Here is a 17,829-nt window from a genome sequence, read left to right as displayed (position 1 = left end):
GGGACGCTCGACGCGTCCCCGGCCCCGTCCCACGGGCGGCCTCAGCCGCCCGCCGGTGTCCCGAGCACCTCGACCTCGGCGAGCGAGAGCGGCAGGGTGGCGGACTCGAGCTGGATCCGCACGTAGCGGCCGGTCGTGCCGTCGGGCAGGTCGATGACCGCCGGGCGGCCGGCCTGCTCGGCGACTCGGGTGGCCGTGTCGGCCTCGGCTCGCGCGTCGGCGAGGGCGTTCGCCGTGAACGGCTCGTCCGACGTCATCACCCAGTAGTTCGAGAGGCGCTCGCCGCAGCAGTCCGTGCGGTTGTAGATCTCGACCCGGTCGAGTGCGGCGAGTTCACCGACGTCGACCTGCCACCAGGCCTCCTTCGAGGGCTCAGCGGTGTGCGTCACCGAGTTGCCCGAGAAGGCGCCGTTGCGGTTGCCGTCGACCGCTCGCTCGGGCACGCCGTCCCAGGCGATGCTCGACTGCGTCGCCGGCTTGCCCTTCGCGAGGTTCGGCAGCGCGATCTTCACGGTCGCGCCGGCGGACGTCGACACGCCACCGCTCGTCGTGGTGACGACGATCCGCCCACTCGAGGCCTCGGCACCGGCCGGCACCGAGATCGTGATCGGCACGACGTACGACTCACCGGGCGCGAGTGCGGGCACCGAGGCGGTGCCCGCCGTCACCGTCCAGCCCTCGGGCCCGGTGATCTCGATCGCAGACGTCTCCGAGCGCTCCGACGAGGGATTGGCGATCACCGCCGACCCCACGACCGTCGCACCTCGCTGCACGGCCTCCGGTACGCGCACCATCGTGCGCAGGAGGCTGTCGAGGCCGGGGTTCGAGATCTCGAAGGTGAACGCATGGGTCGAGGTCGTGGCCTCGGCGCCCTCCTCGGGCATCTCGATCTCGATCTCGCCGGCGTCGTTGCGCTCCCAGTCGAGCGACTTCCCGTCGGAACCGAGCAGTTCGACCTCCGTGTCGTCGCCGAAGGGCAGGTCGTCGCCGAGGGTCAGCCGCTCGCCGGGCCAGTCGAGCGCGGTCGCGTAGAGCGAGCCGTCGCGCTGCGTGTACCGCACCGGCACGTCGGACGCCGGCTCGTCCGCGCGGTTCCAGTAGGTCGTGCCGTAGATCGCGTCGCCGTTCACGTCGAGCCAGGCGCCGATGTCGCGCAGCCGCTCGGCCTGCAGCTCGGGGATGGTGCCGTCGGCCTTCGGGCCGACGTCGAGCAGCAGGTTGCCGTTCTTGCTCACGATGTCGACGAGCGACTCGACCAGCTGGTCGCTCGTGAGGTAGTCCTCGATCGGCTCGTTCTGGTTGTAGCCGTACGAGTGCGCGATGCCGCGGCTCGACTCCCACTTGTTCGTGTCGATGTCGGGCTTGACCGTGTACTCGGGCGTCTGGAAGTCGAGCTCCGTCGAGTCGAGCGATCCGGAGTCGATCTTGCACCGGTTCGCGACGGCGACCTCGTGCGGCTCCTCGCCGTTCTTCGCCCGGTTGTAGTACTCGGCGATGACGCCCGCTGTCTTCCAGTACGAGGCGGGCTTCTCCCACTGCCCGTCGCACCACAGGATGTCGGGGTCGTACTTGTCGATGAGCTCGCGCATCTGCGGAAGCATGTAGTCGTCGACGTAGTCCACCCCCGTCGGGGCGCCCGTGTACGGCACCTCGGCACCGGTGTACGGATTGCGGGCCGGCTTGCCCGTGTAGGCCGGGTTGTACCACTCGTAGAGCGAGTAGTAGAAGCCCGCCTTGAGCTCGCCGTCGTCGCGGGCGGCCGAGAACAGTTCACCGGCGAGATCGCGCTTCGGGCCGAGGTCGACCGTGTCGCGTCCGCTCACATCGCTGTCCCAGAGGGCGGTGCCGTCATGGTGCTTCGAGGTGAGCACGAAGTACTTCGCACCCGCGTCCTTGAAGAGGTCGACCCAGGCCTCGGGGTCGAACTCCTCGGCCTTCCACTCGTCGATGAACCGGTCGTACGGGTAGTCGGCGCCGTACGTCGCCCGGTGATACTGGTTCGTCGCCGAGCCGTTCGAGTTCATGTAGTTCCAGTACCACTCGGCGTACGAGCCGCGCGGCCCCCAGGCGGGCACCGAGTACGGGCCCCAGTGGACGAAGATGCCGAACTTGTCGTCGTCGAACCATTCGGGGCTCTCGTGCGAGTTGAGCGAGGCGGTCGACGCGGTGTAGTCCCACGCCGGTACGTCGTACCCGTCGAACCAGCCGGCGACCTGGTCGCCGTCGAGCGCCTCGTCCCACGTGGTCAGCTCGTCGAGGTCGCCGCGCAGGCTCGCCGACGGGGTGCCGACCGAGCGCAGGGGCAGCGGGATCGACGCGGCGATCCGACCCACGCGTGCGCCGTCGGCGTAGAGCGTCGTCTCGCCCTCCGTCGCGACCCAGGTCAGCTGCACCCACCGCCCGGCCGGAAGGGTGAACTCGAACGAGTGGTCGGCGACGCCGTACTCGGTGAATCCGACCTTGCCGGTGCCGGTCTGGCGCAGCTTGAGCGCGCCCGCCTTCGAGGTCAGCAGCACCTGCTCGCCCGCGTCGGACGAGAGCTTGACCCACGTCGAGACCGTCCACGGCTCGGCGACGTCGACCCCGCCGAACCCGACGCCGTCGCGGTTGTGGTCGAACCGGAACGCCTCGCCCTTCACCCCGCCGTCGACGAGGGTCGGGTTGTTGATGATGTAGGTCGAGCCCGGCAGGTCGCCCGCCGCGTCCTCGGCGAAGATCGTGTTTCCCGGGCTGCCGGCCCACGTCCAGCCCGAGGGGTACTCGGCCTCGTCGAACGTCCAGCGGTGCGACGGCTCGCCGTCGTCGACCCGCTTCGGCCGATCGGGCGTCGTGAGGCCGGCCGGAGCGGCGAGGGCGTCGAAGCGCGCGGTGAACGCAGCGAGGTCGTCGGGCGTCGCCGAGCCGTTCCACGAGCGGTCGGCGAGCACCGCCCGGGGCAGCGCGCTCAGCTGCTCCCAGTACGCGTCCTCCGACCAGAAGTTGTAGTCGGCCCAGTGCGGCATGCCCGAGCCGAGCAGGTCCGCCTCCGTGTTCGGCGCCCACTCGTCGTACATCCAGGCGACGTCGGGGTAGAGGTTGTGGTAGTTGTTCGGCGTCAGGTAGAAGGGACCGATCGCGATCTCGTCGTGCCCCGGGATGGCCGGGCCTGCGCCCGTGCCCTCCCAGGTGAGGTCGACCACCGAGGCGTTGAGATCCTGCTTCGGCGTCGACATGTGCTCGACGCCGTTGTAGATCGCGGTGCGCGCCCCGTTCTCGGTGATGACCGCGTCGAGGGTGTTGATGTATCTCGTGAGCAGGTCACCGAGGGTGTCGATCTCGGGATCGTCGGCGATCGCCTGCGCCACACGGGGGCAGTTCGCGAGCTGGCCGGGCAGCTCGTCGGCGCCGATCGAGAAGAGCGGGGCGTCGAACCACGACGAGAACTCGTCGACGATCTCGACGGTCTTCGCGACCGCGTCCTCGCGGGTCATGTCGATGATCCAGTCGGGGGTGAGGTGCGAGTGGGTGTGCGCCTGCGTGCAGGCGCCATCGCCCGAGCCGAAGCCGATGCCGAACGCGTCGCTGATGACCGTCGCATGCCCGGGCACGTCGATGCCGCCCATGAGCTGCACGTGCTGCTCGGCGGCGAGGGCCTTGAGCCGGTCGATGTCCTCCCGGCTGTACGAGTGCTCGGGGTCGGCGAGCCCGGGGAACTTCTCGCTGTACAGGCGGAAGCCCTCCGAGTCGGACAGTTGGAGGAAGAGCGTGTTGAGCCTGAGCTGCCCCATGCGGCGCAGCAGGTTCTCGAGGGACTCCATCGACCAGTACTTGCGGCCGGCGTCGAGCTGGATCATGCGCACGGCCTGCGTCGGCACATCGGTCGACGTCGCCCGCGGCACGTCGCGGTGGTCGTCGTCGGCTTCGAGCAGCTGCACGAGGGTGCGCGTGCCGTAGAAGAGGCCGTTCGTCGTCGACGCCTCGATGACGATCGGGCCGTCGCTCGACCAGCGATAGCCCTCGGCGCCGAGCGCCTCGTCGTCGACGAGCCGCAGCACGATGTCGCCCTCGGCGGCCTTGCCGACCTCGCCCGTGGTCTTGAGCGGCAGCCCCGTGAGGTCTCGCAGCTCGGCCGCGACGCGCTTCGCGAGATCCTGGGTGACCTCGGCGACCGGGCCGGGGAAGGCGGCCTCGCCCCCGGGCAGCAGTGCGAGGTCGCGCGACGGCCCGTCGACGAGCAGCCGTGAGGCGCGGGTGAGGCCGACGGTCCCGTCACCCGCGGTCCAGTCGGTCGGGCGGGGGATGACAGCGTCGATGCCGGTCGGCCCCGCCGACGCCGGAGTGATCGTTCGAACATCAGGAGCCGCATTCGCCGGTGCGGCGACGATCGCCGCCGCGCCGATCATTGCTCCGATGATTGAGGTGGAAATCAGCGTCTTCACTGGCCAGATTCGCATCATTGCGGGCTCCTTCGTAGGGAAAGATAGGATGACCGTAGCGATTCTCTGCGTCAGCGGCAAGGGTTGACCTGACGATTTCTGAATGTGAAGACTGCTCTTCGAGCAGGATGCGTCAGTGGCTCGGGGTGGACGGAGTGCCCGCGCGCAATGGCGCCGGAGCGGCATCGCAGCCGGGCCCGGTGACCTGCCGCCCGGCCGCGGGGACCTCCCGAGCGGGGTGCGCGCCGAGCGCCGCGCTACTCGACCGCGAGCAGTGCCGCCCACAGGTCGGCGCGCGCGTGGAAGCCCGAGAGGTCGCGCCCGAGCAGCCGCTCGGCGAGGGCGATGCGGCTGCGCACCGTGTGCCGGTGCACGCCGAGCTCCTGCGCGGTGGCGTCGAACTGGCCGCCGTGCTCGAGCCAGGTCCGCGTGGTCTCGACGAGCGTCGTGCCGTTCGCGGCATCGTGCTCGGTGAGCGGGGCCAGCGTCGCGAGCGCGACGGCGCGTGCGTCGGTGCGCGCGAGGAAGGCGAGCACGCCCTGCCGGCTGATCTCGTCGAAGTTGACGACGCCGGCGCCGCTCTCGCGCGCCCGGTCGAGGGCGCGCAGCGCCTGCTCGTGCGCCTGCGGAACGCCCGCCTCGGCGACCGGGTCGGAGACGCCGACCGGAAGCTCGAACTCGGTCGCGAGCTCCTCGGCCAGCGGGGCGTCGCCCTCCTCGACGATGAGCACGAACCGTTCGTCGTCCCGCCCGAAGAACAGTCGCCCGCCGCGCTCCTCGACGCGCAGTTCGAGCAGTTCGGTCAGTCGGTCGACCTGGGCCGGGGCATCCGTGACCATGACGCGCACGGGTGCCTCGGGAAGCGGCCCCCACATCTCGGCCGACACGCGCTCGGCGAGCGCCGTGTCGCCGTCGAGGATGCCGCGGAGCAGCCCCGATCGCAGGTGACCGCGGGCGCGGTCGAGGTCGCGGTTCTGCTCGAGCGCGAGCCCGGCGAGGGCGATCACCGCGTTCACGACCTCCCGGCCGGCGGCGTCGAGCTCGGCGGAGTCGCCGATCGCGAGCACTCCGCGCAGGGCCCCGCCGCCGCCGAGGGTCTGCAGGGTCATGCGCTGCGGAGCGCCGGTCGACTCGCCGGCGACGAGGGTGCGGCTCGCGCGCTGGCCGCGCCGGATCATCGAGCGGGCCTCGCCCACGACCTCGCCGAGCGCGGGCTGCGGCAGTCCGTCGGCCGGCGCCTCGCGGTCGAGCGTGCCGGTCGCGTCGATGAGCCCGACCCAGGCGCCGAGCCGGTTCGAGAGCTCGGCGAGGGTGGCCGAGAGGCCGTCGGGCCGGAGGGCGGCGAGCGAGATCGCGCGCTGCGCCGCGAGCGCCCACGCCTGACGGGCGTACGCGTCTTCGGCGATGAGGTCGGCGACCGTGCGGGCGATGGCGATGAACGGCACCCGGTACGGCACCTCGAAGAGCGGGAGGCCCTGCGCGGTGCACGCGGCCACGAGCGCCTCGGGCGTGCCGGCGCGGATGACCTCGGTGCCGAAGCCGAGCGCCGCGATGCCGGTCGCCCGCAGGCGGGCGACGTACGCGTCGGCGAACCCGGCTTCGCCCGCATCGTCGCCGACGACGCCCTCGGCGAACTGGGTGCCGGTCGTGAGCAGCACGTGCCCGGCGTCGAGGAACGGCGTCGGGTCGGCGAGGTCGGAGCTGTGCGCCCACACGACGGGCGCGTCGAGTGCGCCGGCCGACAGCGACTCGATGGGCGTGAGGAGGCCGAGGCCCAGCTCGGGGCGGGCGAGCAGTGTCTGCACGGTGGGCTTCATGCGGGGGTGCCTCGGTGTCTCGACTCGGCCCCGGCCGGCCTACTCGACCGTCGGGGTTGCCCGGCCGACGCTGGTGTACACGCCGGCGAACATCATGCCCTGAGTGTACACATCGGCGCCGAGGCATCCAGCTGTGTTGCGCGACCGCACTCGAGCGTGCATTCGTCGCCCGGTCTCGGGCGGCGAATGCACGCTCGGGGAGGCGCGCCGTCGCCGAGCGCCGGAGCGCCCGTCAGGTGACGGCGCTGCGGCGTGCGAAGCGCGGTTCGCGCCAGGTCTCGCTCGCGAGCACGTCCTCGAGCACCGCGACCGCGTCCCAGACATCGGTGTGCGAGACGTAGAGCGGGGCGAAGCCGAAGCGCATGAGGTCGGGCGCGCGGAAGTCGCCGATGACGCCGCGCCCGATGATCGCCTGCATGACCGCGTAGCCGTCGGCCGTCTCGGGCAGCCCGTCGCGCACGCCGTCGTCGCCGCCGAACCGCAGCGCGACCTGGCTGCCGCGGCGAGCGGACTGACGGGGCGAGACCACCTCGACGTCCCACCGCGCGAGCCGGGTGTCGACGAGCGAGATGAACAGCTCGGTGAGGCGCAGGCTCTTCTCGCGCAGCGCTTCGAGATCGACGTCGGCCCACACGTCGAGGCTCGCCTCGAGCCCCGCGACCGAGAGCAGCTGCGGGGTGCCCACCCGGAACCGGGCGACCCCGTCCGCCGGCGCGTAGTCGAGGCCGAAGTCGAACGGCCTCGCGTGCCCGTGCCACCCGGTGAGCGCGGGGCGCGCCTCGGCCTGGTGCCGCTCCGCGACCCAGATGAACGAGGGCGAGCCCGGTCCGCCGTTGAGGTACTTGTACGTGCACCCGATCGCGAAGTCGGCGCCGGCGCCGGCCAGGTCGACCGGCACGGCGCCGACCGAGTGGCAGAGGTCCCACACCATGAGCGCGCCGGCCTCGTGCACCCGCCGGGTGACGTCGGCCAGGTCGTACATGCGCCCCGTGCGGTAGTTCACGTGAGTGAGCACGACGACCGCGACGTCGTCGCCGAGAACGTCGTCGAGGTCGGCCTCGTCGTCGATGAGCCGTCGCTCGAGCGGCCCGCCGGCGTCGGCGCCCGCGAGCTCCTGGACGCCCTCGAGGATGTACAGGTCGGTCGGGAAGCTGCCGCGCTCCGACACGATCACCCGTCGGCCGGGTCGCAGCCTGGTCGCCGCGACCGCGACCTGGAACAGGCTCGACGACGTGGAGTCGCCGAGCACGACCTCGCCCTGGGCGGCACCGATGAGCGGGGCGATGCGGTCGCCCAGCGCGCGCGGCTTGTCGAACCAGCCCGCGTCGTTCCAGCTGCGGATCAGCCCGGTGCCCCACTCCTCGCGGACGACCCGCTCGACATGCGCGGGCGTCGCCCTCGGCAGCGCTCCGAGCGAGTTGCCGTCGAGGTAGACGACGCCCGCGGGAAGGTCGAATCGCTCGCGGAACCCGGCGAGCGGGTCGGCCGCGTCGAGGGCGGCGCATGTCGCGCGGTCGATCGTGAGCTGGGGGGATGTCGCGAGGCTCATGTGCGGTTCTCCGGATCGTGGGTCGAGGCGAGGCCAAAGGGGTGGCCGAGGGGCGCTACCGCCCCAGGAACCGCAGCGCGTTTCCGCGGCGGATCGCCTCGCACTGGGCGGGGCTGAGGAACTCGGCGCGGTCGACGACCGATCCGACGGGGCGTTCACCGAGCGGGTACGGGTAGTCGCTGCCGACCATGACCTGCTCGGCGCCGAGCGTGTCGACGAGCAGCCGCAGCGCAGGCGGGTCGAACACGACGGAGTCGACGCTGAACCGGTCGAGGTAGTCCGAGGGCGGCCGCTCGCTGACGCCGATGAGATCGCGCCGCTGGTGCCAGGCGTTCTCGAAGCGGCCGAGCCAGAACGCGAACGACCCGCCGCCGTGCGCGAACGCGATGCGGAGCGACGCGGGCACCCGGTCGAAGACGCCGCCGAGGATCATCGAGATGATCGACAGGTGGGTCTCGGCGGGCATGCCCGCGAGCCAGCGCGCCATCCAGCGGTCGAGGCGGGGCGAGTTCGCCATGTCCCACGGGTGCACGAACACGGGGATGCCCTCGGCCGCACAGTGCTGCAGGAAGGTGACGACGCCCTCGTCGTCGAGGTCGCGATCGCCGACGTGGTTGCCGATCTCGACGCCGGCGTGGCCCGAGGCGATCGCGCGCGACGCCTCGGCGCACGCGGCGTCGGTGCTCTGCAACGGCACCTGTGCGAACGGCACGAGCCGGTCGGGCGCCTGCTCGCACAGCTCGAGCGCGAGGTCGTTGAAGATGCGTGCGACCTTCGCGCCCTCGTCGGCCGCCGCCGTGTACGAGAAGAAGAGCGGGGTCGGCGAGACGACCTGCAGTTCGACGCCGTCGGCGTCCATGTCGGCGAGGCGCGCCTCGGCGTTCCAGCAGCGGTCGTCGATGCGCCGGAACTCGCTCGAGCCGAGCATGATCATCGCCTCGCGCTCGGAGTCCACCCGCAGCGTCGGCCAGACGCCGGGCCCGACCTCGGCGGCGAGGTCGGGCCAGGCGTGCGGCACGAAGTGCGTGTGGACGTCGATCGTGCCCAACGGGTTCAGCCCTTGCCGGGGTGGACGGTGCCGCACTTCGGGCACGTCCGACCCTCTTCGCTCTCGTAGAACTCGCGGAAGACGGGCGGCAGGTCCTCGACGATGTCGCGCACCTGCAGCTCGACCTCGTGCACCTTCTCGTTGCAGTTCGGGCAGAACCAGGCGAACTTCTCGAGGGTGCCCTCCTCGCGGATGCGCTCGATGACGATGCCGATCGAGCCGGCCTCGGGGCGCTGGGGCGAGTGGTACGCGTTGCCGGGCAGCAGCCACATCTCGCCCTCGCGGATGTCGATGCGCTGCGGGCCGTCCTCGGTCTGGATGTTGACGTGCATGTTGCCCCGGTACTGGTAGAACCACTCCTCGTACGGGTCGAAGTGGAAGTCGGTGCGCTGGTTCGGGCCGCCGACGACCTGCACGATGAAGTCGTTCATCGGGATGAACGCCTGCTTGTTGTTCACCGGGGGCTGGAGCAGGTGCTCGTGCTCCTTGATCCACGCGGCGAAATCGATGACGGGTGGGATGGTGCTCATTGGTTCTCCTCCTCGAGAGTTGTGGCGCTGGGGTCGTGGGATGCGTCGGGGCGTCGCGCGATCGCCTGGATCTCGATGCGCAGGTGCGGGTGCGGCAGCTGGTGCACGGCGACGGTCGTGCGGGTGGGCCCGCGCTCGTCGAAGTACTCGGCCCAGACCGCGTTGTAGCCGGCGAAGTCGTTCATGTCGACGAGGTAGCTCGTCGCCTGCACGAGGTCGTCGAGCGTGCAGCCCGCCTCGGACAGGATCTCGCGGATGTTCTCGATGACGGCGCGCGTCTGCACGGCGATGTCGAGCCGCGTCGCGCCGAACTCGTCGGCCTCCGCGCCCGCGATCGTGTTGTCGGGGCGCCTGCTCGAGGTGCCCGACACGAACACGAGGTCGCCCGAGACCCGGGCGTGCGGGAACCGGCCGCGCGGCGTCGCCTTGCCGGTGACGAGGATGCCTCGGGCGTCGGTCATCGCGCACCCCCGTCGCCGTTCGCGCGCACCGAGACCTCGCCGAGCCCGGCGACGTGCGCCGTGACGACGCCGCGGGCCGGCAGCGGCACCGCGACGGTCGCCGCCCCCGCGAGCAGCACCATGCCGGCGCGCAGCGCGAAGCCGTGCCGGCGGGCGAGACGGAGCGCGGCGTCGAGCGCCCGCACCGGGTCGCCGAGGATCGCGGCGGTCGAGCCGGCCTGCGACAGCCGGCCGTCGATCTCGAGTCGGACGGCCCGGTTGTCGAGCGGCCCGACCGCCTCGGGCGACCGCCACGGTCCGATCGCGAACGCCGCGGCCGAGGCGTTGTCGGCCACGACGTCGTCGAGGCTGAACGTGAAGTCGCGGTAGCGCGAGTCGATGACCTCGAGCGCGGGCGCGACCCCGGCGACGGCGCCGACCGCGTCGGACGCGGCGAGCGCGGGGTCGTCGAGGTCGTCGCCGAGCAGGTAGGCGACCTCGGGTTCGATGCGGGGGTGGATCGCCGTCGAGACGTCGAACACCCCGCCGTTCTCGAGTCGCATGGCGTCGGTGACGGTGCCGATGATGACGTCGTCGACGCCCATCTGCTGCGCCTTGGCGCGCGAGGTGAAGCCGAGCTTCAAGCCCGCGATGCGTTCGCCGCGGGCGACCCGGCGGGCGAGGAGGGCGTGCTGGGTCGCGTAGGCGGCGTCGAGGCCGATCGCCGCGTCGGCGGCGAGCTGGGTCGTCGGCGATGCGGTGCGCTGGGCGCGGTCGAGGGCCGCCGCGAAGGCCGAGGCGGCGGTCACGCCGCACCTCCGGCGGCCGCGGACCGCGCCTCGACGAGGTCGAGCGCGACGTCGACGATCATGTCCTCCTGGCCGCCGACCATGCGGCGGCTGCCGAGTTCGACGAGGATGTCGCGGGCGTCGAGCCCGTGCCGCTCGGCGGCCCGCTCGGCATGCAGGAGGAAGCTCGAGTACACGCCCGCGTAGCCGAGCGTGAGGGTCTCGCGGTCGACCCGGACGGGCCGGCGCTGGAGGGGACGGACGAGTTCCTCCGCGGCATCCTGCAGGGCGAACAGGTCGCAGCCGTGCTCGAAGCCGACGAGGTCGGCGACGGCGACGAACGCCTCGATGGGGCAGTTGCCGGCGCCCGCGCCCTGCCCCGCGAGCGAGGCGTCGACGCGGAAGGCGCCGTGCTCGACGGCGGTCACGCTGTTCGCGACGCTGAGCGAGAGGTTCTCGTGCGCGTGGATGCCGATCTGGGTCTCGGGGGCGAGCACCTCGCGGTACGCGTCGACCCGGTCGGCGACATCCCGCATCGTGAGCCGCCCGCCCGAGTCGGTGACGTAGACGCAGTGGGCGCCGTACGACTCCATGAGCCGGGCCTGCTCGGCGAGGCCGCGCGGGTCGCTCATGTGGCTCATCATGAGGAAGCCCGAGACGTCCATGCCGTGCTCGCGCGCCCAGCCGATGTGCTGCGCGGCGACGTCGGCCTCGGTGCAGTGGGTGGCGACGCGCACGCTCGCGACGCCGAGGTCGCGGGCACGGGCGAGGTCGTCGATCGTGCCGATGCCGGGCAGGATCAGCGTCGTGAGCTTCGCACGCTCGAGCACCGAGGCGGCCGCCTCGATCCACTGCCAGTCGCTGTGCGCGCCCTGGCCGTAGGCGACGCTCGAGCCGCCGAGGCCGTCGCCGTGGGCGACCTCGATCGCGTCGACGCCCGCGGCCTCGAGGGCGCGTGAGATGTCGCGGACCTGGTCGAGCGTGTAGCGGTGGGCCATGGCGTGCATGCCGTCGCGCAGGGTGACGTCCTGCACGTAGACCTTCGGGCCGTCGGGGGATGTCGCGTCGGGGGTGATCTCGGTCATGCGCTCGCTCCCTGCGGTTCGGCGGTCGCGCGTTCGGCGACGAGGCGCTCGGCGGTGCGCAGCGCCGCCGAGGTCATGATGTCGAGGTTGCCCGCGTAGTCGGGAAGGTAGTGGCCGGCTCCGGCGACCTCGAGCAGGACGGTCACGCGCGTGCCGCGGAACGGCCGGTCGAGCGCGGGCACGTAGGGCTCGTCGACCGGGTCGAACTGCACCCGCTGCTTGAGCCGGTAGCCGCCGACGTAGCCCTGCACGTCGGCGACCATCGCGTCGACCGAGGCGCGCACGGCTGCCTCGTCGAGCGGGGCCCCGTCGTCGTGCTCGACGAGGCAGTAGACCGTGTCGCGCATGATGAGCGGCGGCTCGGCCGGGTTCAGCACGATGATCGCCTTGCCGCGCTCGGCGCCGCCGATGACCTCGAGCGCGCGTGCCGTGGTCTGCGTGAACTCGTCGATGTTCGCGCGCGTGCCGGGGCCCGCCGAGCGCGATGAGATCGAGGCGACGATCTCGGCGTAGGCGACGGGCGCGACGCGCGAGACCGCCGCCACCATCGGCACCGTCGCCTGGCCGCCGCACGTCACCATGTTGACGTTCGTCGCGCCGAGGTGCTCGCCGAGGTTCACGACGGGCACGACGTAGGGGCCGATCGCGGCGGGGGTGAGGTCGACCATGACGCGGCCGGCGTCGCGGACCAGCGCGTCGTTCCGGGCGTGCGCGCCCGCACTCGTCGCGTCGAAGACGAGCTCGACGTCCTCGAACTCGGGCATGGCGACGAGGCCGTCGACGCCCTCGTGCGTCGTCGCGACGCCCAGCCGGCGCGCGCGGGCGAGCCCGTCGGAGTCGGGGTCGATGCCGGCCATCGCGACGACCCGCAGGGTCGACGAGAGGCGCTTGACCTTGATGAGCAGGTCGGTGCCGATGTTGCCGGATCCGATGATGGCGACGCCGGTCGTCATGCCGCGGCTCCTTCCGTGGTCGTGATGAAGTCGGCCCGCACCTCGCCGAGGCCGTCGAGCCGGGCGTGGAACACGCCCTCGGCGGCGGCGACCATCGGGCCGAGGGCGCCCGAGAGGATGACCTCGCCCGCACGGAGCGGCCGGCCGTGCCGCGCGACGGCACGGGCGAGCCACGCGACGGCGATCACCGGGTTGCCGAGGCACGCGGCACCCGACCCGGTCGACACGGGTTCGCCGCCGTGGTCGAGCCGCATGCCCACCCCCGCGAGGTCGAGCCCGTCGAGGCGGTGCGGGGTGGTGCCGAGCACGACCGCCCCGCTCGAGGCGTTGTCGGCGATCGTGTCGGTGATGCGGATGTCCCAGCCCGCGATGCGGGAGTCGACGACCTCGATCGCGGGCAGCACGAACTCGGTCGCGCGGATCACGTCGGCGACGTGCGCCGTGGGGGAGTCGAGGTCGCGGCCGAGCACGAACGCGACCTCGGCCTCGGCGCGGGGCTGCAGGAAGCGGCCGAGGTCGATCGGCTCGCGGTCGGCGAAGACCATGTCGTCGAGCAGCACCCCGTAGTCGGGCGTGTAGACGCCGAACTGCGCCTGCACGGCGGGCGAGGTGAGCCCGATCTTGCGGCCGACGATGCGGCGGCCCTCGGCGAGGCGCCGCTCGACGCCGAGCGACTGCACGGCGTAGGCCGCGCGCTCGTCGGTCTCGCCGATGAGCTCGCGCACGGGGGCGCACGCCACGCCGGTGCGGGCGGCGGCGCGCAGCCGTTCGTCGGCGTCGCGCCACGAGGCATCCGCGTTCGAGGCCCCGATCGTCGAGCTCGTCGCGCCCGAGGCATCCGTCACCTCGTGCTCGCCAGGCCAGGCCGGCGTCGCCTGCCCGCTCACAGCTGCACGCACACGTTCGTCGGCTCGGTGTAGAACTCGAGCGAGTGGCGGCCGCCCTCGCGGCCGACGCCCGAGAGCCCGACGCCGCCGAAGGGGCTGCGCAGGTCGCGCAGGTACCAGGTGTTCACCCACGACATGCCGACGCGCATGCGCTGCGCGACGCGGTGGCCGCGGGTGAGGTCGCTCGTCCAGGTGACGGCGGCGAGCCCGTAGTCGGTGTCGTTCGCGAGCGCGATCGCCTCCTCCTCGGTGTCGAAGGGCACGAGCGCGGTGACCGGTCCGAAGACCTCCTCGCGCATCGTGCGGTGCGAGTTGTCGAGCCCTGTCCACAGGGTCGGCTCGATCCACGAGCCGCCGTCGAGGCCGTCGCCGAGGGTCGGCACGCCGCCGCCCGCGAGCACCGTCGCGCCCTCCTCGCGGGCGAGCTCGAAGTAGCCGAGCACCTTGTCTCGGTGCGCCTGCGAGATGAGCGGGCCGGTCGTCGTCGCCGGGTCCTCGGGGCGACCGAGCCGCAGGCGCGACGCCTGCTCGGCGAGCCCGGCCGCGACGTCGGCGAAGATCGAGCGCTCGACGTAGATGCGCTCGGTGCAGAGGCAGACCTGGCCCGTGTTGAGGTAGGTCGAGCGGGCGAGTCCGGCGATCGCGGCATCGAGGTCGGCGTCGGCGAAGACGACGGCGGCGTTCTTGCCGCCGAGCTCGAACGAGACCGGCCGCACCCGCGGGGCGACCGCTCGCATGATCGCCGACCCGGTCGACGACTCGCCCGTGAACGTGACCCCGTCGATGCCGGGATGCCTCGTCAGCAGTTCGCCCGCCGAGCGGGTGCCGAATCCGTGCACGACGTTCACGACGCCGGCGGGCACGCCCGCCTCCACGAGGATCTCGGCGAGGAGCGTGGCCGACGAGGGCGTCTCCTCGGAGGGCTTCACGACGACGGTGTTGCCCGCGGCGAGGGCGGGGGCGAGCTTCCACGTCAGCAGCAGCAGCGGCAGGTTCCACGGCACGATCACCGCGACGACGCCGAGCGGCTTGCGCACGGCGTAGTTCAGCGCGCGGCGCCCGTCGGGCATCTCGGTGAGGTACGAGTCGAGGCCGGCCGACGAGACCGTGTCGGCCGCGGCGCGGAAGTTCGCCGACGCCCGGGCGACGTCGAGGTCGCGGGCGAGGGTCTCGGGCTTGCCGGTGTCGCCGACCTCGGCCGCGACGAGCTCGTCGGCCCGGCGGTCGATGACGTCGGCGACCCGGCGCAGCAGGCGGGTGCGGTCGGCGACCGTCATGCGTCCCCACGGGCCCTCGAGCGCGGCCCTCGCCGCGGCGACCGCACGGTCGACCTCGTCGGCGCCCGCCTCGTGCACGATCGCGACGAGCGAGCCGTCGACCGGGTTCGTCTTGTCGAAGCCGCGCACGCCGTCGACGGGTTCGCCCCCGATGAAGTTGCGGAGCCGGTTCGGGGCGGGCGGGGCGGCGGTCGCCGTCACCGCCGACGTCGTCGTCTGCGTTGGCATGGCTTCAGGCTAGGAAGGCGGAGGGATGCCGACAAATACTCTCTTGCTGCACTGCCATGCCCTTTCGGCTATAGTCCTGCGGCATGGCCACCGATCGACTCCTGGACGGCCGGCTCAAGATCCGGCATCTCGTGCTCGTCACCACCATCGCCGACGAGGGCACGCTCGTGCGCGCCGCCGAGGCGCTGCACATCACCCAGCCCGTCGTGACCCGCGGGCTCCGCGAGGCCGAGGAGATCCTCGGCGTGCCGTTGTTCGAGCGGTTGCCGCGGGGTGTGACGCCGACCGAGTACGGCCGTCCGTTCATCGAGCGCGCCAGGTCGGTGCTCGCCGAGCTCCGCGTCGCGGGCGAGGAGGTGCGGCTGCTGCAGTCGGGCCAGCTCGGCACCGTGACGGTCGGCACGCACCTCGCGGGCTCGAACCTGCTGCTGCCGAGGGCGATCGCCGGGCTCAAGCGGGAGCACCCGCGACTCACCGTCGTCGTGCGCGAGGGCACGCCCGACACCCTGCAGCAGCTGCTGCTCGCGGGCGACCTCGACCTCACCGTCGGCCGGCTCTCGTCGAGCGTGCCGGTCAGGCTCGAGCAGGAGCGGCTGCACCAGGAGCCGATCCGGCTCGTCGCGAGGGCGGGGCATCCCGTGCACCATCGTTCGACCGCGCTCGCCGACCTCGTCGCGTACCCGTGGATCTTCCCCGTCGCCCAGACGGCGCTGCGCGCCGAGCTCGAGGCCGTGTTCTTCCACGAGGGGCTGCCGCTGCCCGCCGACCGCGTCGAGTGCACCTCGATGCTGACGCTGCGGAACCTGCTCGTGACGACCGACGTCATCGCGGCGCTGCCGATGTTCATCGCGGTCGACGACAAGGAGCTGCGCCTCCTGCCGACGGCGCTGAGCTCGATCCGGCGGTCCGTCGGGGTCACGATGCCGAAGGACCGCGCGCCGTCGGCCGCCGCGGCGGCGCTGCTCGCCCACCTGCGGGAGGAGGGTGCCCGGCTCGCCGAGTTCGAGCGCGAGCACGCGCACTCCGCGGGTTGATGAACGCTGGGCGATATGCCCGATTGGTCATGGCTCCGAGCCGTATTGATATTGGACAGCATCGCTGGATCGGATGACGCTGAATCTACGGCGCCCCCGCGTCGTCACGATCCCACTCACCTGCTGCCAATGGAGGCGACATGGCCGGCTCTCCCTACGTTCCCGACGCGAAGAAGTACCGCCCCGAGGACTTCGAGCGGGTGGCCGGCGAGCCGGCGGACCCCGACCCCGCGAGCTGGGGCATGCAGCCCGACGGCACCTTCCTGCCGCCGGCCTCGACCCCCTCGGTCCCGCGCGACGTGTTCGTCGACTGGCCCGGCCAGCTCGACTACCGCGACCCCGAGACCTACGCCCTCAACGCGCAGGCCGAGGCGTTCTACCCGATCGTCGTCAACACGAGCCACTCGTGGCAGTGCATCTACGACGTCGACGGCACCCGGTACATGCTGCACTACGGCGGCGGCAACCACTGGAAGCTCTACGACATCACCGACCCGCGCGACCTGAAGATCGTCGACGAGGAGCAGTGGGGCTGGACAGACCCCCGCCCGCAGTTCGGCGCGACCACCGTGCAGTGGAACGAGCAGCTCGGCAAGCACATCGCCATCCAGGCCAGCGAGACCCCGCGCTACTTCCTCAAGGGGCGCGTCGCCAACAAGTGGACCGACGACACCGTCGAGGGGCAGCTGCTGGAGTGGGAGGGCCTGCGCGGCTTCCGCACCTGGGAGATGAACGGGCCGAGCCCGCGCGACTGGACGCTGCTCACCGAGATCTCGACGGACCCGAACCACGGGCCGGACGAGATCCAGGAGGGCAACGGCGTACTCGACCTGCCCGTCTACTACGGCGACAAGTACCTCTTCGTCGCGACGGCCCCCGACAACACCTTCACGAACCAGCCGTACAGGACGACGCTGTGGGCCGCCGGCCACGCCGCCTACGACGTCTCCGACCCGGCGAACCCCGAGCTGCTCTCGCAGTGGTGGGTGCCCGGCACCCGCGCGGGTGAGGAGGACGACTCCGAGGTCCTCGCCGGCAACGACCGGTGGAACAACAAGACGAGCTGGTTCGGCTCGCGCATGGGCGTGTTCATGCCGCGCTCGGTCGAGTCGGGCTGGAAGTACGGCTACGCCGCCCAGGGCGGCCAGGGCTTCTTCGTGCTCGACGTCTCGGACCCGGCGAACATCCACCACGTCGGATGGTGCGAGCTGCCCACGAGCGTCGCCGGCACGGAGGGCGACAACGTCGACACGACGCAGGTCGAGGAGACCGGCTACGTCTACGTCTCGGGCTACCCGATGAACACCGACTGCTACGAGCCGGCGAAGGAGATCTACCAGGTCGACGTCAGCGACCCGACCAACCCGCGGGTCGTGCGCACCCTGCCCCGGCCGCTTCCGCCGGCCGAGGCCGCCTTCACCGACTGGGCGCAGCGCCGAGGGTCGTTCGGGCCGAAGCGCTCGGGCTACTTCACGAACACCGGCACCCCGCACGGCGGCGTGATCCCCTACGCGTTCTACGCGGCGGGGCTGCAGATCTTCGACGTCCGCGACCCCGAGGACCCGAAGGTCGGCGCCTACTTCGTGCCGCCGATGGGCCTCAAGGACGACGACGATCTCGCAGCGCCGGTGCACGGCATCTTCGTCGAGTGGGACCGCAACCTGATCTGGCTCTTCGCGAACCACGGCATCTACGCCGTGTCGACGCCCCTGCTGGGCGAGCCCGTCACCGGCCTGCCCGACGCGGGCGCCGCCGCCGCGAGCTAGTCGGCTCAGAGA

At 72.0% G+C, this 17,829-nt stretch carries 13 protein-coding genes; 2 read left to right on the top strand and 11 right to left on the bottom strand.

Features of this window, described 5'->3' with window-relative positions; all coding sequences use genetic code 11:
* Positions 1-41: 41 nt before the first annotated feature.
* From ACWGPE_RS07510 to ACWGPE_RS07460, 11 genes are all read right to left on the bottom strand, one after another.
* On the bottom strand, positions 42-4,382 hold the full coding sequence (locus ACWGPE_RS07510) for an alpha-L-fucosidase (RefSeq protein WP_452048444.1): 4,341 nt from the start codon (positions 4,380-4,382) through the stop codon (positions 42-44).
* A gap of 290 nt (positions 4,383-4,672) precedes the next feature.
* Positions 4,673-6,232: a PucR family transcriptional regulator gene (locus ACWGPE_RS07505; RefSeq protein ID WP_452048443.1), complete on the bottom strand. Its 1,560-nt coding sequence runs from the start codon at positions 6,230-6,232 to the stop codon at positions 4,673-4,675.
* A 232-nt stretch (positions 6,233-6,464) separates the two neighbouring features.
* A complete protein-coding gene (gene kynU / locus ACWGPE_RS07500; protein ID WP_452048442.1) occupies positions 6,465-7,781 on the bottom strand; it encodes a kynureninase in 1,317 nt (438 codons plus the stop codon).
* Between the two features lie 55 nt (positions 7,782-7,836).
* Positions 7,837-8,829: an amidohydrolase family protein gene (locus ACWGPE_RS07495; RefSeq protein WP_231428684.1), complete on the bottom strand. Its 993-nt coding sequence runs from the start codon at positions 8,827-8,829 to the stop codon at positions 7,837-7,839.
* A gap of 5 nt (positions 8,830-8,834) precedes the next feature.
* Positions 8,835-9,359: a 3-hydroxyanthranilate 3,4-dioxygenase gene (locus ACWGPE_RS07490; protein ID WP_452048441.1), complete on the bottom strand. Its 525-nt coding sequence runs from the start codon at positions 9,357-9,359 to the stop codon at positions 8,835-8,837.
* Positions 9,356-9,820 carry a RidA family protein gene (locus tag ACWGPE_RS07485; RefSeq protein WP_452048440.1) on the bottom strand — a complete coding sequence of 155 codons (465 nt, stop codon included), beginning with the start codon at positions 9,818-9,820 and terminating at the stop codon, positions 9,356-9,358. Before ACWGPE_RS07485 ends, ACWGPE_RS07490 begins: the two co-directional genes overlap by 4 nt.
* Positions 9,817-10,608, bottom strand: a complete 792-nt coding sequence (locus tag ACWGPE_RS07480) for a 2-keto-4-pentenoate hydratase (RefSeq protein ID WP_376930876.1) — start codon at positions 10,606-10,608, stop codon at positions 9,817-9,819. Before ACWGPE_RS07480 ends, ACWGPE_RS07485 begins: the two co-directional genes overlap by 4 nt.
* The gene (gene dmpG / locus ACWGPE_RS07475) at positions 10,605-11,672 is read right to left on the bottom strand and encodes a 4-hydroxy-2-oxovalerate aldolase (protein WP_452048439.1); all 1,068 of its coding nucleotides are present in this window, start codon (positions 11,670-11,672) and stop codon (positions 10,605-10,607) included. Before dmpG ends, ACWGPE_RS07480 begins: the two co-directional genes overlap by 4 nt.
* Positions 11,669-12,625: an acetaldehyde dehydrogenase (acetylating) gene (locus ACWGPE_RS07470; RefSeq protein WP_452048438.1), complete on the bottom strand. Its 957-nt coding sequence runs from the start codon at positions 12,623-12,625 to the stop codon at positions 11,669-11,671. The genes dmpG and ACWGPE_RS07470 overlap by 4 nt, the downstream gene beginning before the upstream one ends.
* Positions 12,622-13,512, bottom strand: a complete 891-nt coding sequence (locus ACWGPE_RS07465; RefSeq protein ID WP_452048437.1) for a 2-keto-4-pentenoate hydratase — start codon at positions 13,510-13,512, stop codon at positions 12,622-12,624. The genes ACWGPE_RS07470 and ACWGPE_RS07465 overlap by 4 nt, the downstream gene beginning before the upstream one ends.
* A complete protein-coding gene (locus ACWGPE_RS07460; protein WP_376930880.1) occupies positions 13,509-15,017 on the bottom strand; it encodes a 2-hydroxymuconic semialdehyde dehydrogenase in 1,509 nt (502 codons plus the stop codon). Before ACWGPE_RS07460 ends, ACWGPE_RS07465 begins: the two co-directional genes overlap by 4 nt.
* Before the next feature lie 83 nt (positions 15,018-15,100).
* Here ACWGPE_RS07460 and ACWGPE_RS07455 point away from each other — a divergent pair, with 83 nt between their 5' ends.
* Positions 15,101-16,051, top strand: coding sequence for a LysR substrate-binding domain-containing protein (locus tag ACWGPE_RS07455; RefSeq protein WP_275506225.1), 951 nt, complete (start codon positions 15,101-15,103; stop codon positions 16,049-16,051).
* Between the two features lie 140 nt (positions 16,052-16,191).
* Positions 16,192-17,817 carry an LVIVD repeat-containing protein gene (locus tag ACWGPE_RS07450; RefSeq protein ID WP_231428676.1) on the top strand — a complete coding sequence of 542 codons (1,626 nt, stop codon included), beginning with the start codon at positions 16,192-16,194 and terminating at the stop codon, positions 17,815-17,817.
* Positions 17,818-17,829: the final 12 nt, after the last annotated feature.

The sequence above is a fragment of the Agromyces sp. NPDC055658 genome, from assembly GCF_053618155.1.
The sequence above is the reverse complement of the archived record's forward strand: the minus strand, read 5'-3'. Positions and strand labels throughout refer to the sequence as shown.

Bases quoted from the DNA above. Each gene is read 5' to 3' on its own strand.
- ACWGPE_RS07470 (WP_452048438.1), bottom strand. From the start codon at position 12,625: ATGACGACCGGCGTCGCCATCATCGGATCCGGCAACATCGGCACCGAC.
- ACWGPE_RS07505 (WP_452048443.1), bottom strand. From the start codon at position 6,232: ATGAAGCCCACCGTGCAGACACTGCTCGCCCGCCCCGAGCTGGGCCTC.
- dmpG (WP_452048439.1), bottom strand. From the start codon at position 11,672: ATGACCGAGATCACCCCCGACGCGACATCCCCCGACGGCCCGAAGGTC.
- ACWGPE_RS07485 (WP_452048440.1), bottom strand. From the start codon at position 9,820: ATGACCGACGCCCGAGGCATCCTCGTCACCGGCAAGGCGACGCCGCGC.
- ACWGPE_RS07490 (WP_452048441.1), bottom strand. From the start codon at position 9,359: ATGAGCACCATCCCACCCGTCATCGATTTCGCCGCGTGGATCAAGGAG.
- ACWGPE_RS07510 (WP_452048444.1), bottom strand. From the start codon at position 4,382: ATGATCGGCGCGGCGGCGATCGTCGCCGCACCGGCGAATGCGGCTCCT.
- kynU (WP_452048442.1), bottom strand. From the start codon at position 7,781: ATGAGCCTCGCGACATCCCCCCAGCTCACGATCGACCGCGCGACATGC.
- ACWGPE_RS07450 (WP_231428676.1), top strand. From the start codon at position 16,192: ATGGCCGGCTCTCCCTACGTTCCCGACGCGAAGAAGTACCGCCCCGAG.
- ACWGPE_RS07455 (WP_275506225.1), top strand. From the start codon at position 15,101: ATGGCCACCGATCGACTCCTGGACGGCCGGCTCAAGATCCGGCATCTC.
- ACWGPE_RS07460 (WP_376930880.1), bottom strand. From the start codon at position 15,017: ATGCCAACGCAGACGACGACGTCGGCGGTGACGGCGACCGCCGCCCCG.